Here is a 16,491-nt window from a genome sequence, read left to right on the forward strand (position 1 = left end):
AACTTTTGCGCCGACAAAAGTCACCAGCTATTCAGCGCATAACAATAGCTGGCTTCCCTCAGTGACTGGAAAAAACTTATTTATAATTCACAATAATAGATGCGGCAGCGCTCACAAGTCCGGCGCTGACCCCGGAAGTCCCTACGGAATAATAACTGGCAATAAATTGGTGCGTCACCTCTGCCGTATTACTGATATCGTAATCCTGGCTGCTGTCAGGATTATCAATCACCATTTGTTGCTGGTCAGATTTGCGTAAACGAATTTCGACATCCTTGCCATAATCATTACCCGTGGCATTGGGTAAATTTCCCGTCGCCGTATTTACTCCCGACGCAGTTGATGCAAAATAGAGTGAGATAGCTTTATTAATCGGACAATTGCTCAAGGTAATGGCAAATAGCTGGCTGCCCGCTTCTGCGCCGTTATGGGTTAATGATGCGGTTGAAATTGTCGGTAAAGTGACAGTTTCATTGGCTGTGCCATTATTAATGCTCAGGTCGCAGGTATTTTCCAGAAAAGACCCTTTGAACTGGACATCAATTTTGCAATTATCATTAACGGTACAAGGCTGTGCCAAAACCATTGGTGACATCAGCAATAACATCAGGATGCTTTTTTTACACAAAACACGGTCTGCGATCAGTGGCGATAGCATGTAACCTCCATTTGTATGACGCTATTATGCTGGCGGGTGACAACCTGGTTCTGGCTATTTTTCTCCGGTATGATCCGACATTTATCCTTGCCAGAGAGGACGAACACATTGCCGGCGTCCGGGTCCCAACCACGCACAAAGGCCATGCCGCCCTGACCCGTTACGCCCTGATTCACACCTTTATCGTCAATCAGTTCGCTGCCGACCGGGATGGGGTTGTGCTGCTCATCATGAATAATCAGCACAATGGGCGTCCCTTCAATGGTTTTCATATTGACCGCGATAATTGCGCCATCTCGTGGCACCACGGTTCTCTGGCTTTCCAGTACGTCGACGTTGTCCGGAACGCTCTTATAATCCAGCGCCACCGCATTCTCACGATAAGCCGTGAGGGAGGGCATCACGGCATAGCCGCGTCCGTCGATTTTCGCCCCCTGGCCGTTGTAGATTTTCGCTCCTTTGGCACCTGGCGCACCGACGATGGCAAACGGCATTTCACCGACCGATGGGCCGAGTGTGACGCCGCCTTTGTGTGCCACCACGCTACCGTTGGCTGATAAGGAAAGCTGGCGGGAAGAACCGCTGCTGTCCACGCCTGTGGTCATGCCAAATTGTCCGACCGGGCTGCGGTAGTTGAGGTTACCGGAAACCGCTTCCAGAGAGTCTTCATCATGGGCTTTCTGTACGGAGGTTCCAATGCCGTAGGTCAGCTCATTCTGTTCGCCGCGGCTGCCGTTGGCGTTCATCTGGAAGCTATCGCTGGTTGGCGTGCTGTGGCTATAGGTCGAATAAATGGAATTAAATAGCGGACGACTGTTAACATCACGACCAATTGGCACGTTGATTGATGCCATATAGGTGTTGTCATAATTACCGTCCTCATCGCTGGTGCGCATGGTGGTCAGCGCAAAAGAGAAATAGCGTAGCGATTTCGTCCAGGTCACGGCGTACTGTTTCGCGGTTTGCTCGCTGCTCCAGTAGGTGTAAAGACTGCCGCTGAGATTCAACGAACTGTTGTCCCACAGCGTTTGTGAGAGGCTGGCGGTGACACGCTCTTTGGTCCGGTAATCCACATTGTAATCATCATTGGTTCTGCCGCCGCGAGCGATACTTGCATCGCGCAGGGAGTAGAAACCTTTTGTTGAGTAGCGGTAGGCCGCCATCGTCAGGTTAGTGGCGGTTTCCTCCATATATTTGGTGAAGCTTACGTTGTAGCTGTTACCACTGGAGTGCTTGCCGTCTTCCACTTCCGACCAGGCGCGGATGATGTCAAAACCCAGACCGCCGATGCGGGTGTTGATGGCATTACCGACAGACAAGGCGTAGTAGTGACTGGCGATCTGCGAGCCGCCGTAAAGGGTATAATTATTGCCGATACCGTATTGCAGGATCCCCTGAGCGACCTTCGGTTTTTGCTTCAGCGTGTCGTCGTTCAGTTCGCCAGCGAGGAGTTCGAAGCTGGCCACATCTTTATGCAACAGCATCGGCGGCGCGGAGAAAGGAATGATGCTGGTGCGTACCATGCCGTTCGCTTCGGTGATCGTCATTTCCAGATCGCCGCCATAGCCCATAGCCCCGATATCCGTGAGCTCAAACAGACCAGGGGTGACCACCGTCTGATAAACGGTCAGTCCATGCTGGGTGATCGTCACTTTGGCGTTGGTTTCCGCCACGCCGCGCACAATCGGTGAATAGTTGCGCAGACCTTCCGGCAGCATGCGGTCATCGGATTTTAACTGTACTCCGCGCAGGCTATAGCTATCGAACACTTTACCGGTGGTATTGCTGTCACCCAGCGTCAACTGGCTTTTCAACGCGGTGATATCCGTCGCGGCATAGGTCGCCAGGCTTTGGGTATTTGGCCTGCTCTCGCCTTTGAGCCAGCTAAAATTGGAGCGTTGGCGAAGACGCCAGCGATCGATATTGATACCTGAGAGCAGGCCGATATTTCCTGTGTAATCATCGCTACGATCGTCACCGCTTTGTGGCCCGGTAGAAAGGCCGTAAAAGTTGGCGTTGTAATCAAAATAAGCGGCAGGCTCACCCTTTTCCCAGCGCGAAGGATCGGTATAACCACGCGGATATTGCACCTGGTTGGCCTGGGGAACCTGAATATCCAGTTCCAGGTCGCTGCTGTTGTAATAAACCAGGCTATCCGGAATCAGTTCGCTCAGTCGATAAGTCTGGCCCTTCGCCAGTCCCGATGCTTTGTCAGATTTAATCCCAAGCTGTTGAAGCTCTTCTGCAGTAAAATAGGCTTCGGCATTTTGCTTGCCTTTTACGGCTTTAAAAGAAATGTCATAACGCCCACGCCGCTCACCATTAACCATGACATTTAACGAATAAACACCCGGAGAAACAGGGTTACCTTCACTGAACTGAGAGACGTCAATGCCAGCGCCATGTATAAAGTCGGCGTTATAATCCATCACTTCAGAAGACGTTTCTCCTGAGGACCTTGCTGCATCGACGGTATCGGCCCAGCTTCTTTGCGCAGATAGCATGGCACAGGTTAACGTCGCGACCAACCCAACAGTATTTCTGGTTCTGGATAATATAGCCGTATTACGATCGTTCCTGATATTCAGTGCCGGGCGTTTCACGAGTATTGTCCTTAATCTGCGCATAAAGAAATTCCAAACGGGTTAAGCCTTGTTTACTATCCATTGCGATCTGAAAAAATAGTTAGTTCAGAAAGTAATACGACTAATTTTTCTTCTCGACGAAAGTGCCTGCCTGATTAATCAGCGTCTTCTCTACGGCTGCACCATAATCATTTAATAAATACGTGACAATTTGGCTCACACTTCCTGATGGTGCGGCACCTTTTTCCGCATAATATGTTTCTGAATAACCCGGGGCGACAACGTTCATATCCATGTTGTACTTTTTGTTCCCGATGGTGAACGTTCCGGTATCAAACGAAAAGTAATAAGGCGTTTGGTTGGTAATTTTTATGCCGGTTCCTTTTTTTCCATCGTTCACCACGTTCCATTGCAAACGGTTAAAGACGGCAACGCTGCTATCTTTCAAATTCTGCGGGCGATAAAAAATCTTAATACGGGTGCGGAAAGCCAGCTCCAGACGGTTTTTATCCTGCTGATCTTTATTGGCCGGAGGGATCTCCAGCAGGTTAAACCAGAACAGTGATTCGCGATCCTGCGGCAACGCCATCCCGTTATACATCAGGCGCAGGCTTTGGCCTTTGCCGGGCTCAATACGAAACACCGGTGGTGTCACCAGAAAAGGAACTTTGACGTTGTTCAGGTCGGCATTTGCTTTACCATCGTCGATCCAGACCTGTACCAGCGCCGGTTTATTCCCTTTGTTGTTGGTTCTGAGGCTTATCTCGTTTTCACCACCGGGAAAAATGATGCGTGTTCCCGCAATAGTGACCCCAGCCTGAGCGAAATGGGAAACAGAAAATAAAACCAATAACAAAAAGCTGTTCTTAATAAATGACATAACACAATCCTGTAGATATGACATGCAAGCCGCAATTCGGCGCAAGGACAATTTGCTGACCAGAAACGGATAAAACGGACAAGAAGCTGTCAGTACGCCGAGTATTACGGCTCGCTATATATTATTTATATGCCAGGGTGTACTGAACGCGTGCGCTTACTTTACCCGCGGTGGTTGCAGCCGTGGCATAATAAGCACCGATGTAAGTCATCGTCGCGGTGCCTGCAGTAATTGGGAAATAACCGCCAGTGTCACCGACAGGAAGAACGGTTGTCCCGTCTTTATCGAACAATCTGACTTCAACGTTGCTTGCAGGAGTCGTAGTGGCGCTGTTGGTTAAGTTTTTGGTTGTTGCATTAAAACCGTCACTGTTAATGGCTTCGAAGTGTGCGGCGACCTGAGTCGGAATACCGGTTCCTGTGGTTGGGCAGTTTTCTACACGAATATCAAACGTTTTTGAACCCGCAGTATCACCCGCGTTTGCCAGTGTTTGAGTGGACAGCGTTGGCAGAGTGACGGTTAAGTTTTCATCGCCAGATACGATGCTACAGGTATCTGCAATCAGTTCACCGTTAAAAGTCACGGTACCCTGGGTTACAGCATCGTCAGCATAAGCCGTGGAGGCTGCCATCGTCAGTGCCAGAGCACATAATGAAACTTTCAGTTTAGACATTTCTGTTCCTTAGAGATTAATTACTTTTTTGGGTCATTCGACCTTCCGTTGGGCTGATTCATTTCCTGATAAAAGGAGAGCGAATAAACCCGGTCTTTAAAAAGTGACGCTGAATTGCGTTTCGGCATCATTTTTCAAATACAGCGTCCGCTGCTGGTCTGGCGTTCTGTGCTGTAAAACATAACGTCCAATTTGCGGTGTAATATGTTTATCAATAAACTGAATCAGGGCGCGGGCACCTGTCTGCGCAATGGCGCAATTATTGATAATGGCATCCATAACGGGTTCATCGTAAGCCAGTGCAATCTGGTAATGTTCCGCCAGCCGTAGGGCAATTTTATTGAGGTGCAGCCGGACAATGGCCTGCAACGATTCGTGCTGCAGGGGAATATACGGCACCACTTCCAGCCGTCCGACAAAGGCCGGGGGAAAGGTTTTCAGCAATTCTGGCTGCAGCGCTTCCAGCAAACCTTCATGTTCCGGTGCGCTCTCCGGGTCGGCATACAGCTGAGTGATTAATTCGCTGCCGACATTGCTGGTCAGCAGCAGGGTCGTGTTTTTAAAATCGATATAGCGGCCTTCGCCGTCCTCCATCCAGCCTTTATCAAAGACCTGGAAAAAGACTTCGTGAATATCCGGATGCGCTTTTTCGATTTCATCCAACAGAATGACGCTATAAGGCTTACGACGAACGGCTTCGGTTAATACACCGCCTTCGCCGTAGCCGACATAGCCCGGAGGCGCGCCTTTCAACGAAGAGACGGTATGGGCTTCCTGATACTCGCTCATGTTGATGGTTATCAGATTCTGCTCGCCGCCGTACAGGGCTTCCGCCAGCGCCAGCGCTGTTTCGGTTTTACCAATCCCCGATGTGCCAACCAGCATAAAGACGCCGACAGGTTTATTGGGATCGCTTAAGCCTGCCCGGGAGACCAGCACGCGCTCGGCAATACGTTCCAGTGCATGAGACTGGCCAATAACGCGCTCCTGCAGACGTTCCGGCAAACCGGTGACGGTATCAATTTCATCTTCCAGCATCTGACCGACCGGGATCCCCGTCCAGTCAGCAACAATGGTCGCAACGATATCATTGCTGACTTCTGTCGGGGCCAGCGCTGTTTTTGCTTTCAGCGCATCAAGTTTGTTTTCGAGCTGGATGAGTTGCGCTTTTTGCTCAAGTTGGGTTTGCGCATCATGGGTTTCATCTGGTGTAAGCAACTGCTGCCTCATTGCCAGGATGGCATCCACGCAGTTTTTTTCCCGCTGCCAGCGTTGGCTGAACTCCGCCTCCTTCTGGCTCAGTTCGGCAATGCGGGCTTGCAGCACATTGACCGCTTCATCGTTGCATTTGCCGAAGTTAAGCGCTTTGCGGGTTTGCTCCAGTTCCGCTGCAATTTCTTGCTTCCGGGCTTTCAACAGTTGCAGTTCAAGTGGCGGAGTCGCCTGGGCCGTCGCTACGCGAGCGCAGGCCGTGTCCAGTAAACTGATGGCTTTATCCGGAAGCTGACGCGCCGGAATATAGCGATGTGACAGGCGCACGGCAGCGACCAGCGCCCGATCCGTTATCCACACGCCGTGGTGCTTCTCCAGCATCGGCAGAATACCGCGCAGCATGGACACCGCTGCCGCTTCGTCAGGTTCCTTGACTTGCAAAACCTGGAAACGGCGGGTCAGCGCAGGGTCTTTTTCAATGTGACGCTTGAACTCACTCCAGGTTGTTGCGCCAATGGTGCGTAATTTTCCGCGAGCCAGCGCAGGTTTGAGTAAGTTAGCCGCATCGCCTGTTCCTGCCGTCCCGCCAGCGCCAACCAGCGTGTGAACCTCATCGATAAACAGCACCACAGGCTGTGGTGAGGCTATGGCGCTGTCCAGTACCGCTTTCAGGCGCGCTTCGAATTCGCCTTTCATACTGGCGCCAGCCGAGAGGGCGATGACATCAAGGGTCAACAGGCGAACCTGACTGAGTGCTGCAGGCACATCACCCGCCGCGATGGCCAGCGCGAGCCCTTCCACCACGGCTGTTTTCCCGACCCCCGCTTCGCCAGTGAGCAAAGGATTGTTCTGTCGGCGACGCAGCAGGATGTCCACCATGGTGCTGATTTCCTGGCTACGGCCGACAACCGGGTCGATTTTTCCTTCCCGCGCCAGCGCCGTAATGTCCGTGGTGTACTGTGCCAGGCTTGCTGTCGCGTTGTTTTGCAGCAGTCCGCTGGCCTCGCCCGGCAAAGCATCAGGGCGCTCAAAGCCCTCATGCTGTAAATCTTCAGCCGACTCCGTAGAATCGCGGAGGATGTAATTCAGATCGTTGGTCAACGCGTCGAGCGCGATTTTCTCAAGCCCTGGCAGCATAGCCAGCAACTCACGGCGCAGTTCCATGGTGGTCAGCATGGCAATCAGCAAATGACCGCTGCGGATCCGGGAAGCCGTGCATTCAAGGCTGGAATAAACCCATGCGCGTTCAACCGCCAGTTCGATGCAATAAGAAAAATCGGCGATGCTGCTTGCGCCGCCAGGCAGACGAGCCAGTGCACGAGTCAGGTCATTATCCAGCTTAGCGCTATCAATATCGAAATAACGGGCGATAATTTTAAAATCGTTATCCGACTCCTGAGTCCAGAGCTGGTTAAACCAGTGAACTAATTCCACGTAAGGATTACCGCGTAATTTACAAAGCGTGGTCGCACTTTCGATACTACGAAAGAGAGTGTTATTAAGTTTGCTGAACAGATTCTTCCTTGTGATAGCCACGCTTTATCTCAACTTGGTTGCTGTATTTCTAAAAAGGATGATTTAAATTGCCGCTGTACGCATCTGGTAGAACAGCCAGAAGACAGGTGCGGCGTGAAGACATTTAACCTTATCTTTCCTTATGAATAAATATGTGAAAGTGAGATAAATCCATGATTAGGAATTTGGCACGAGATTTAATCTTAATTATCATAATGATTATTTATTCATCTCTTTGTTTGGATTGATTTTTTGTGGGAATTTAAAAAGAGGGTTGCAATTTTAAAAGTAACGCTTTCGTCTATTATTCAGTATCGTTGGATAGTGCATTCTGGTGATGACGATAGTTCACTGAATACTAAGTTCAGACAAGGGAAGTATGAGGCTTTTCGCTAACAGAGTAAGCGTTCAACAGGGATTGGGATAATTATTTGTGGAACATAAGTTTCTTGATTATTACAACAGAGAACTCACTTTCATGCATGAAATGGCGAGTGAGTTTGCGCAAAAACACCCTAAAGTCGCCAGGCGTCTGGGGATGCATGGTATTGAGGTTGCCGATCCTTTCGTTGAACGACTGATAGAATCTTTTAGTTTTATTGCAGCGCGAATGCAATTAAAGCTGGACGCTGAATTTCCCGCATTCACACAACGGCTGCTGGATGTCATTTATCCAAACTATAATGCGCCTACGCCATCGATGGGCATCGTGCAGCTGCGGCCTAATCTCAAGGAAGGCGATCTCACTCAGGGCTACGAAGTGGCTAAAAATAGCGCTTTTTATACGCCGATTTTTCCGGGTGAGACGACTCGCTGCGAGTTTCGCAGCGGCCAGGCTGTACGCTTATGGCCGGTTGAAATAACGGATGCGCAACTTACATCGCTTCCTCCTGATTTGCCCAATCTGGAGCGTTATCGCATCGCCGGGAATCAGCTAAAAGGTGCGATTCGTCTGAAGCTTCGTTTGCACAAGGGGCTGCAGTTTTCCCGGCTCAATGATTTCAACGCGCTGCCTGTTTACCTCAATGGCGATGAGCGCATCATCTCCCGGTTGTTTGAATTACTGCATGCTGGCAGTCAGGCAACCATCCTGCGATATGCTCAGGGCGACAGCATTCGGGATGTGGTGATTAGCCAGAATGCCCTGTCGTTTGATGGCATGCAGCCAGATCACCGCCTGCTGCCCGGATCGTGGAATATTTTTCACGGACATAATCTGGTGCATGAGTATTTCACCTGCCGACAGCGTTTCTACTTTTTTACCCTCAATCAGCTGGCGCTCGCCGGAAAGGGCAATGACAGCGGGGAGCTGGAAATCATCATTCTGCTGGATCGCATGCCGCAGGATATGGCCGGGCATATCGATACCGGGTGTTTTCAGTTGTTCTGTACTCCGGTTATCAATCTGTTCCCAAAACGGGTCGATAAGCTGGAAGTGAAGCGCAACAGCCATGAGTTGCATGTCGTTCCCGATCGCAGTCGGCCGCTCGATTATGAGATTTTCTCCGTGACCAGCGTCGTCGGGCAGCAGGCGGAAAACAGCAAAGAGGTGGTTTTTAATTCGCTCTACCAGACCCGACACAGCGATCATGGTAACTTTGGCCGCTACTTTTCTCTGACCCGCCGCCAGCGAATCAACGGCCACCCGCGACGCAAATACCATTCTCAGACGCTCTATAACGGCACGGAAGTGTTTATCTCCTTGGTGGATCAACAGGAAGCGCCATTCAGTGATGATATTCGCTATCTGTCGATGTCGGCGATGGTGACAAACCGTGATTTGCCGCGCCTCATTTCACGTAACGGGCAGTTTGATCTCTCCATTTCCGATGCCGCTCCGATTGAGGGGGCGCGTTTTATCACGCCGCCTTGTTCGCCAAGAGCGCCATTTGTCGCCAGTGAGTCTGCCTGGCGCTTGATTCGCCAGTTGAATTTTAACTATTTGCCGCTTTCGGAGATGGAACACGTTTCGGGCGGGGAGGCTTTGCGGCAAATGCTGCAACTGTTTGTCGACAATACCGACAATGAGACGCTTGCGCAGATTAGCGGTCTGGTGGGCTGCCAGACTCAGCCGGTGATCCGCCGTTTGCCTGGTAACGGTTTGTTGATGTATGGCCGGGGAGTGAAATGCACCCTGACGGTAGATGAGGAGAATTTCTCCGGCATTAGTCCTTATCTGTTTGGCCTGGTGGTGGAAAACTATATCGCCCGTCATGCCTCCATCAACGTATTTACCGAAACGGAACTGCGGACATTGCAGCGGGGAACCATTGCCAATTGGGCGGCTCGTCCTGGTCGTCGGGGAGCGTTGTAATGACCTCTGTTCCTCCAGCATCGCTTAACGCAAGCCTTAAGGCGTGGTGTCAGGAAGATGCCCCCTGGGAAAGCAGTTTTTTTTCCCTGATGCGCACGCTTTCGGCTCGCACGCAGGCATTGCCCGTTCCCGGCACGGCGCAAAGGCCCTCTCAGGAACGGCACCGTATTGGGCAAAGCGCGCAAATGCTTTTCTCGCCTCGCGAGATAGCAAGCCTTGATCTCGATGAATCGCAGCTGAAGGTGCAGCTGTTCGGTTTGGGCATCTGGGGGGCGCAAGGGGCGATGCCATTGCATTTGTCAGAACTGGCCTGGTCTCGCTCGGAACAACAGGACCATACCCTTGGGGATTTTGTCGATATTTTCCATCATCGCGCACTCTCTTTGATGTGGCGCGCCTGGTTTGTTTCTCAGGATACCGCTTCGCTGGACAGACCCGATGACGAAACTTTTTCGTTCTATATCGCCAGCCTGATCGGCATGGATCCCGCAGAACTCAGGCAAGGGCGGCTACCTGTTCACGCTCGTTTAGCCTCTTCCGCACATCTTATTCGTGAAGCCCGAAACCCGGACGGGCTGGTCAGCGCGTTGCAGTACTACTTTGATATTCCGGTTTCGCTGGAGGAATTTTCAACGCACTGGATCCGTTTTCCTCCCGAAGAAACCACGCAGTTGGGGAAGGGCGGCGATACGCTGATGCTGGGCGAAGGGGCCGTGCTGGGAGAGTCCCTGCAGGATCGACAGCATAAATTTCAGCTGACGCTCGGCCCGCTGACGCTGGCGCAGTATCAGCGATTCAGCCCCTGGGGCGAAGACCTGCCGGTATTGTGCGAATGGGTCCGAAATTTCACCGGCTACGAATATGCCTGGGATGTGCAGCTGATCCTGAAAGCCGAAGAGGTGCCGCAGGCCGCACTGAATGGTGGTCATCAGTTGGGATATACCAGCTGGCTACCGCGCAGCAGCGCAGCGGATGCGGTTTCAGGAATGAGCTTTGAGCCTGAACATTATCTGTTTTAACCCCGAAATGACCTGAGTCTTGAGTCTGCTGTGTTATGGAGCATGAGAAGTCATATGGATTATTACCAGCATCTTTTACAGCCTGTTTCCGGTGGCGCGCCCTGTGGCGAAAACCTGGAATACGATCCTGCATTTTTGCTGTTGCAAGCCAAACTGCAGCCGCGACTTGGTGCTGAATATGGCGAGTTTGTTGAGGTGACCGATCCCGTCAACTGGGCGGAGGTTGAGCGGGATTGCCATGCATTGTTGGCGAAATCTCGTGACATTCGCCTGCTGGTGACGCTTATGCGTTGCCGGTTGCGGGTCGTTGGGCTGAGTGCCCTGGCGGAAGGGTTACAGGCGCTGCTGGCATTGCTGCAACAGTGGCCAGACGATCTCTACCCCCAGCTTCTGGATGAAGGTGAATTTGAACCTCTGCTGCGAGCGAATGCGCTGAATGAGCTGGAGGACGCATATGGGCTGATCAACGACCTGCGTCAACATGCTTTGCCGCGTGCCGTTGGCATGCAATGCGCTATCCGGGATCTTGAAAAAGCTTTTGCCATTCCCCGTGATGAAAACGCGCTGCCGGAAGCTACCGTCAGGGCCATGCAGAATGAGTGGCGTGAAAAGGGCTATGCAGAAATGGTTGCCGTTGGGGTGGCGCAAAGCACTCTGATCGCACTTTCTTCGACCCTGTGTCAGTCATTAGGGGATGCCGCGCCCGTCTTTAGCAAACTAAAACAGATCCTGGATTTGTTTACTGGTGCGGTACCGCCCTGTGTAGAAACGCCAGCCAGTGAATCAAAAGAGGACGCTTTGCCTCAGGCCGTGGCGGAAACGGCCACCGTTCAGGGGGTTCCCGAGACTGCGGTGCCTCAGGTTCAGGCTGTTGTCCACAACCCTGATATAGCCAGTCGCGCTCAGGCGCTGGCGTGGCTGAAAGAAGTTCAGGCCTGGTTTGTCGCGGCCGAGCCAGGAAGCCCCATTATTTTGCTACTGGAATTTGCCATTAAAACGTCAGGGAAGAGTTTTACCGAACTCATGCAGTTGCTCCCTGTAGAGATTGTTTCTCATTTGAACAATGCGGGGAAAGAATAAATGAAATTACATTCAGGTTTATTGCTGCTGGGGAGCTGTGCTGCATGGAATGCACATGCCATCTGTACGGCAGATACCTCATCCGTGATGGTTCCTCACACTTTTACAATACCGGACATGACGATTGAAATTGATGCGGATGCCCCGGCTGATACGACTAAATCGGTGGCCTTCAAAGACACCGCTCCTCAGGGTTATAGCGTCCGTTTCGATCAGTGCCGCAATGGTGATGCTTACGGAAAAAGTTCGATGAATCTGAGCAATCAGGGGGCGTCCTTTATCTATCCCAGCAACATTCCAGGTATTGGCGTAAAGATCCTCTGGAATAACGGCACGGCGTTTAGTAATGGGCAATTTCCAACGCAGGGAACCATGGATTTCGGCGAGGGTGGCCTGGGAACGTGGGTCTACCCTGCTAGCTCCTATTATCGGATTGAAGTTTATAAAACCTCTGAAACGCTGAACCTGAATCCGCTGGGGCAAAATATTATCCTTACGCCCAACAACTATGCCTACAACTGGGTGACCAGCAACGCCATTGCCAATGCCGGGCAGATTTTGTCTATCAACACGATGACGTTGCATAGCACGCCATCCTGCAGCTTTGAAAATAGCAAAATCATTGATTTTGGTACCGTGACCGGAGACATGCTCAATGCCGGATCTCAGGTTGAAAAGGCCCTGGATTTTTCGATCACCTGCCGTACCGATTACGGCACTTATTCCACGACGGCTTCTCTCTCAAGTGAGGCCGCCTCTGCGGATGCCAGTTATATCAATGTGACGGATTCCAGTGGTGCTAAAGATACACTGGTTATCAAAGTGGAAGACAGCACGGGGAAATGGCTGAAGCTTGATGGTAGCAACAGTGAAACACTCAGCAATATCGGCAGCAACGTTCCAACAGCGTTCCACTGGAAGGCGACGCTGCTTTCCCCGCCGGGCGTACAAAAGCATCCGGCGGAGGGGCGTTTTACCGCGCATGCGGAAATTCTGCTGCAGGTGAAATAAAGGTGATGACGAAGATGACTGAGCGCCGGACCCTGTTTGTCAGCATTGCCAGCTATCGTGACCCGGAGCTTATCCCGACGCTGCAGGACATGTTGACCATGGCTCACCATCCGCAGAATCTGCGGATCGCTATCTGCTGGCAGCATGATGACGAAACCTCTGAGCTGTTCACCGGGGCAGGAATGACGCTAATCGGACAGCTTCAGCATGAAACGGATGAGGTATGGCGTTTTCAGTGGCAGCAAGCGCAGTTGACGGTCATTGCTGTCGATTACCGCCATAGTCAAGGGGCCTGCTGGGCGCGGCATAAGGCGGAAACGTGGTTTGCGAATGAGGATTTTTCGCTGCAAATCGACTCGCATTGCCGCTTTGTCCAGCACTGGGATAGCGAAATGATTGCTATGCTGGATGGCCTGCGCGCCACAAGCGCCAGGCCCGTATTGTCGACCTATCCGCCAGCCTACGAGCCGCAGCACGATCCCGCAAAGCGTGCGCAGTTCGTCAGCCGCCTCATTTTTCGCGGATTTTCGCAAGAAGGGTTGCCGATGCTTTCTTCGATGCCGCTGACAAGCAAGCAGCCGGTGCGCGGAAGCTACATTGCGGGAGGGTTTATTTTCGCGGATGGCTGTTTTGTGCGTGAGGTGGGCAACGATCCACACATTTTCTTTGCGGGTGAAGAAATTGCCATGGCAGCCCGCGCCTGGACGAACGGCTATGATGTCTATACCCCGCATAAAATCCTGCTTTGGCATTATTACGGGCGCAAGCAGGCGAGCAAAATCTGGGGCGATCATACCCGGGAAGCCAAAGAAGCTGGGGATGTCGCTCTGGGGTGGTGGGAGCGCGATGCGATTTCCAAAAAAAGGATTCGTAGCCTGTTTGATCTTGAAATCGTGCCGGTCGATCCTGGCTTGTATGGATTAGGGACGGTGCGCAGCCTCGCGGATTTTGAGCGGTTCATCGGTGTTGATTTTAAAAAGCGAGCAGTCCTGCCTGATGTGATTGGCGAGAGTAAAACCAGCGTTTTTCCTCGGGAGTCCTGGCTGGATGATGAGCAATGGGCGCAGCAGCTTCTGGCTCCCTTCGAAAAGAGTATCAGCCTTAAGAAAGAGAGCGTGTCGCCGCGAATGGGTGAAGCCGACTGGTGGTATCTTGGCGTTTACAGCGCCTCTAATCGTCTGATGAGCGAGAAAAAATACACCCGTGAAGCGTTAATGAAATTGATCTCCGACTCTGAAAACGATGAGTTCAAACTGAAGATTGATTTCAGTACCAAACCGCAGTTTGACCCTTCGGTGATCCGTTTGTGCCCCTTTAGTGAGGCCAGCGGTTGGGGGGCGGTGGTGGAGAAACCATGGTGAACGCTGAATCCCTTCTTCGCCAGATTGCCTGGGTCGATGCGGCGCTGGCGATGGGCGGAATTATTCCTTCAATGTCAATGTGCCATGACCGGTTGGGGCGCCTGATTGTGGCGCTGGAAACGGCTTTGAACGAGAAATCCTCATCGCCTGACCAGGCGAAGCGTTTCTGTTTATGCGTTTGCCATCTCATTGACTGGCGAATCCACGACACCATGGCGAGAAATCATCAACACCGGACTTGTCTGACGCTGGCAGAAGATCTGTATGGCTTAAGTGAGTCAGATGAGCAGCCAGACGAGATGCTGGGCGAGCTGCTGGAAATATCTACTGGCGAAATTCAGACCCTGAGCAAAGTGCTGCTTGCGCTATTGTCTGGCAACGCGCAAAGGCAGGAATCCGCTGCTTTGCTGATTGCCCGGTGGAGTGAACAACCAGGCCAGCAGCTCCCGCAGCAGCCCGCTTCTCCGTCTCCACGCAAAAAAGGAATCATGCCACTCGTCAATGGCTGTTTGCTGGTTACGCTGGTGTTGTTCTGGTTTTATCTGAAAGCTTATTAACTATGTATAAACGTTACCTGTTTCCTTTTCTGAGCACGCTGTGGGTTATCACGCTGCTTCTGGCCTGCGGGATTTACGCTGATCGTGGATGGAACCTTTTGTTCCTGAACGCGGCCGCGCGGCTGGGGATTGTGCTTCTGGCGCTCCATTTCTTCAGAAAAAAAATACCCTTACCGGATGCGCTGATGCAGAAGGCGGATCCGGAAGAGGTGTATCTGGTGATAGGCCCTTACGTGGCAAGCTGGTTTACCACTCACAATGATGAAAGCCTGCTGCGCTATGAGCGTCAACGAAGATGGCTGGCCGCCAGAGATGCCACTGAACTGGTTAAACACCTGAACCGATTTCATGATCAGGGGGAAAATGTCCGGATTACGCTTTTTTTCCCCTTTCTTCCGGATGGGCATGATACGTCGACACTGGCCATCAACTCATTAATGTCCTGGACCAAAGACTTACAGTTGATTGCGCTGCCGGAGCCTTTGCCCTGCGTATTTGCGCTGTATGCCTGCTGTAGTCAGCAGCGCTATGCCTGGGATCCCGACCATGTTATCTGGTCGGATGGTATCGCATCAGGTTCTTCAGAAAGCACTCTGGATGAAAGGATTGGCGAATTGATTGCCCGGTTGGCGCAGCAAAATGTGATGCACGACAGACACCTTGCCCAGAGGCAGTCGACGCTTTGCGTACTCCGAAAATGGTTGACGGAAACTCACCTGCTGGTGGCGCTGAACGGGATGCTGAATAATTCCAGCGTTACGTTGACTCAGTTTCTTCTGGCCGACTACGGCAGTGGATTTATCCGCCATGGTGCCTGGTCCCGCTGGCTGGATGAAAAATACGCGGTGCTGCCTGCGTTGGCAAAATCCCGCATTTCCCTGGCGTTACCTGAGCGTTCTGTCGCCATGAATTCACCCGCGTTGATGCGACCGTCAGCGTCGTCGCCTGCATGGGGGCTGGTAACGTTGCTGGCGGTCATCGTCATCGGTGGTTCGATGTTTGCCGCCAGTTGGTACGAAAAACACCGAGCCACCGTAGTTGAGGCGCTGATCGCTCAATTTGATGCGGTGCCGGATGAAGAGATAAGCCGGAAGTATGCGGTGCTCGATAGCCTGAATGCGTATCAGCAATCCCTTAGCCACTGTGATGACAGCTACAGTTTCCAGAACTGGGGATTCGCTAACTGTGACAAACTCTTGTCAAAAATAAAACCCTTATTGAGTAAATATACACCGTGGGTGGTTTACTCATCGGCCAGTACCCAATCGCTATTTGCTTCCGGAGATTTTTCCATTCTGCCGGGACAAGAGGAACGCCTGCGGCCTTTACTTGCGCATATACAGAACAACCCAGGCATTACTTTTCTGATCGTGGGGCATTCTGATAACAGCGGTGATGAGCGGTACAATCTTTTTCTGTCTGAGAAACGAGCGCGTGAGGTTCGCGACTGGATTATCGGACAAATTCATACTGATGCCGGGCGTTTTATGCTCAAAGGCGTTGGTGACAGTTTTCCGTTGAGAAATAACAGTACGCCGGAAGGGCGAGAGATAAACCGTCGTGTTGAGGTTATTCCCCTTCGTCCTATCTCTTTTAATAAAAATGAGTAGAACACTAAATATGAAT

At 51.7% G+C, this 16,491-nt stretch carries 12 protein-coding genes; 7 read left to right on the top strand and 5 right to left on the bottom strand.

Annotated elements, in window-relative coordinates:
• Nucleotides 1-76 precede the first annotated feature (76 nt).
• From ACLW56_RS02405 to tssH, 5 genes are all read right to left on the bottom strand, one after another.
• Nucleotides 77-658 carry a fimbrial protein gene (locus ACLW56_RS02405; RefSeq protein ID WP_330982223.1) on the bottom strand — a complete coding sequence of 194 codons (582 nt, stop codon included), beginning with the start codon at nucleotides 656-658 and terminating at the stop codon, nucleotides 77-79.
• Entirely contained in the window at nucleotides 643-3,087 is a 2,445-nt protein-coding gene (locus ACLW56_RS02410) for a fimbria/pilus outer membrane usher protein (protein WP_330982375.1), read from the bottom strand. The genes ACLW56_RS02405 and ACLW56_RS02410 overlap by 16 nt, the downstream gene beginning before the upstream one ends.
• A gap of 277 nt (nucleotides 3,088-3,364) precedes the next feature.
• Nucleotides 3,365-4,123, bottom strand: a complete 759-nt coding sequence (locus ACLW56_RS02415; RefSeq protein WP_415377506.1) for a molecular chaperone — start codon at nucleotides 4,121-4,123, stop codon at nucleotides 3,365-3,367.
• Between the two features lie 121 nt (nucleotides 4,124-4,244).
• A complete protein-coding gene (locus tag ACLW56_RS02420; RefSeq protein WP_330982225.1) occupies nucleotides 4,245-4,796 on the bottom strand; it encodes a fimbrial protein in 552 nt (183 codons plus the stop codon).
• Between the two features lie 96 nt (nucleotides 4,797-4,892).
• Complete coding sequence (gene tssH, locus ACLW56_RS02425) at nucleotides 4,893-7,544, bottom strand: type VI secretion system ATPase TssH (protein WP_330982226.1); 2,652 nt, start codon at nucleotides 7,542-7,544, stop codon at nucleotides 4,893-4,895.
• Between the two features lie 412 nt (nucleotides 7,545-7,956).
• Here tssH and tssF point away from each other — a divergent pair, with 412 nt between their 5' ends.
• Genes tssF through ACLW56_RS02460 form a run of 7 tightly spaced genes read left to right on the top strand, consistent with a single transcriptional unit; the run spans nucleotide 7,957 to nucleotide 16,475 of the window.
• Nucleotides 7,957-9,837, top strand: a complete 1,881-nt coding sequence (tssF, locus tag ACLW56_RS02430; protein WP_330982227.1) for a type VI secretion system baseplate subunit TssF — start codon at nucleotides 7,957-7,959, stop codon at nucleotides 9,835-9,837.
• Nucleotides 9,837-10,856, top strand: a complete 1,020-nt coding sequence (gene tssG, locus ACLW56_RS02435; protein WP_330982228.1) for a type VI secretion system baseplate subunit TssG — start codon at nucleotides 9,837-9,839, stop codon at nucleotides 10,854-10,856. The genes tssF and tssG overlap by 1 nt, the downstream gene beginning before the upstream one ends.
• A gap of 54 nt (nucleotides 10,857-10,910) precedes the next feature.
• On the top strand, nucleotides 10,911-11,936 hold the full coding sequence (tssA, locus tag ACLW56_RS02440; RefSeq protein WP_330982229.1) for a type VI secretion system protein TssA: 1,026 nt from the start codon (nucleotides 10,911-10,913) through the stop codon (nucleotides 11,934-11,936).
• Nucleotides 11,937-12,947 (top strand): fimbrial protein, encoded by a 1,011-nt coding sequence (locus ACLW56_RS02445; protein WP_330982230.1) that lies wholly within the window; start codon nucleotides 11,937-11,939, stop codon nucleotides 12,945-12,947. It begins immediately after the preceding gene.
• 14 nt (nucleotides 12,948-12,961) lie between these two features.
• The gene (locus tag ACLW56_RS02450; RefSeq protein ID WP_330982376.1) at nucleotides 12,962-14,308 is read left to right on the top strand and encodes a GlcNAc-transferase family protein; all 1,347 of its coding nucleotides are present in this window, start codon (nucleotides 12,962-12,964) and stop codon (nucleotides 14,306-14,308) included.
• The gene (locus tag ACLW56_RS02455; RefSeq protein WP_330982231.1) at nucleotides 14,302-14,865 is read left to right on the top strand and encodes a hypothetical protein; all 564 of its coding nucleotides are present in this window, start codon (nucleotides 14,302-14,304) and stop codon (nucleotides 14,863-14,865) included. The genes ACLW56_RS02450 and ACLW56_RS02455 overlap by 7 nt, the downstream gene beginning before the upstream one ends.
• Before the next feature lie 2 nt (nucleotides 14,866-14,867).
• Nucleotides 14,868-16,475, top strand: coding sequence for an OmpA family protein (locus tag ACLW56_RS02460; RefSeq protein WP_330982232.1), 1,608 nt, complete (start codon nucleotides 14,868-14,870; stop codon nucleotides 16,473-16,475).
• Nucleotides 16,476-16,491 lie beyond the last annotated feature (16 nt).

This window comes from Pantoea sp. sgz302252 (assembly GCF_047713085.1).
In the GTDB taxonomy this organism is placed as follows: domain Bacteria; phylum Pseudomonadota; class Gammaproteobacteria; order Enterobacterales; family Enterobacteriaceae; genus Scandinavium.

What these genes read in the sequence shown, in the direction of transcription:
- ACLW56_RS02405 (WP_330982223.1), bottom strand. Translation starts at nt 658, where the DNA reads ATGCTATCGCCACTGATCGCAGACCGTGTTTTGTGTAAAAAAAGCATC.
- ACLW56_RS02410 (WP_330982375.1), bottom strand. Translation starts at nt 3,087, where the DNA reads ATGGATTATAACGCCGACTTTATACATGGCGCTGGCATTGACGTCTCT.
- ACLW56_RS02415 (WP_415377506.1), bottom strand. Translation starts at nt 4,123, where the DNA reads ATGTCATTTATTAAGAACAGCTTTTTGTTATTGGTTTTATTTTCTGTT.
- ACLW56_RS02420 (WP_330982225.1), bottom strand. Translation starts at nt 4,796, where the DNA reads ATGTCTAAACTGAAAGTTTCATTATGTGCTCTGGCACTGACGATGGCA.
- tssG (WP_330982228.1), top strand. Translation starts at nt 9,837, where the DNA reads ATGACCTCTGTTCCTCCAGCATCGCTTAACGCAAGCCTTAAGGCGTGG.
- tssA (WP_330982229.1), top strand. Translation starts at nt 10,911, where the DNA reads ATGGATTATTACCAGCATCTTTTACAGCCTGTTTCCGGTGGCGCGCCC.
- ACLW56_RS02445 (WP_330982230.1), top strand. Translation starts at nt 11,937, where the DNA reads ATGAAATTACATTCAGGTTTATTGCTGCTGGGGAGCTGTGCTGCATGG.
- ACLW56_RS02450 (WP_330982376.1), top strand. Translation starts at nt 12,962, where the DNA reads ATGACTGAGCGCCGGACCCTGTTTGTCAGCATTGCCAGCTATCGTGAC.
- ACLW56_RS02455 (WP_330982231.1), top strand. Translation starts at nt 14,302, where the DNA reads ATGGTGAACGCTGAATCCCTTCTTCGCCAGATTGCCTGGGTCGATGCG.
- ACLW56_RS02460 (WP_330982232.1), top strand. Translation starts at nt 14,868, where the DNA reads ATGTATAAACGTTACCTGTTTCCTTTTCTGAGCACGCTGTGGGTTATC.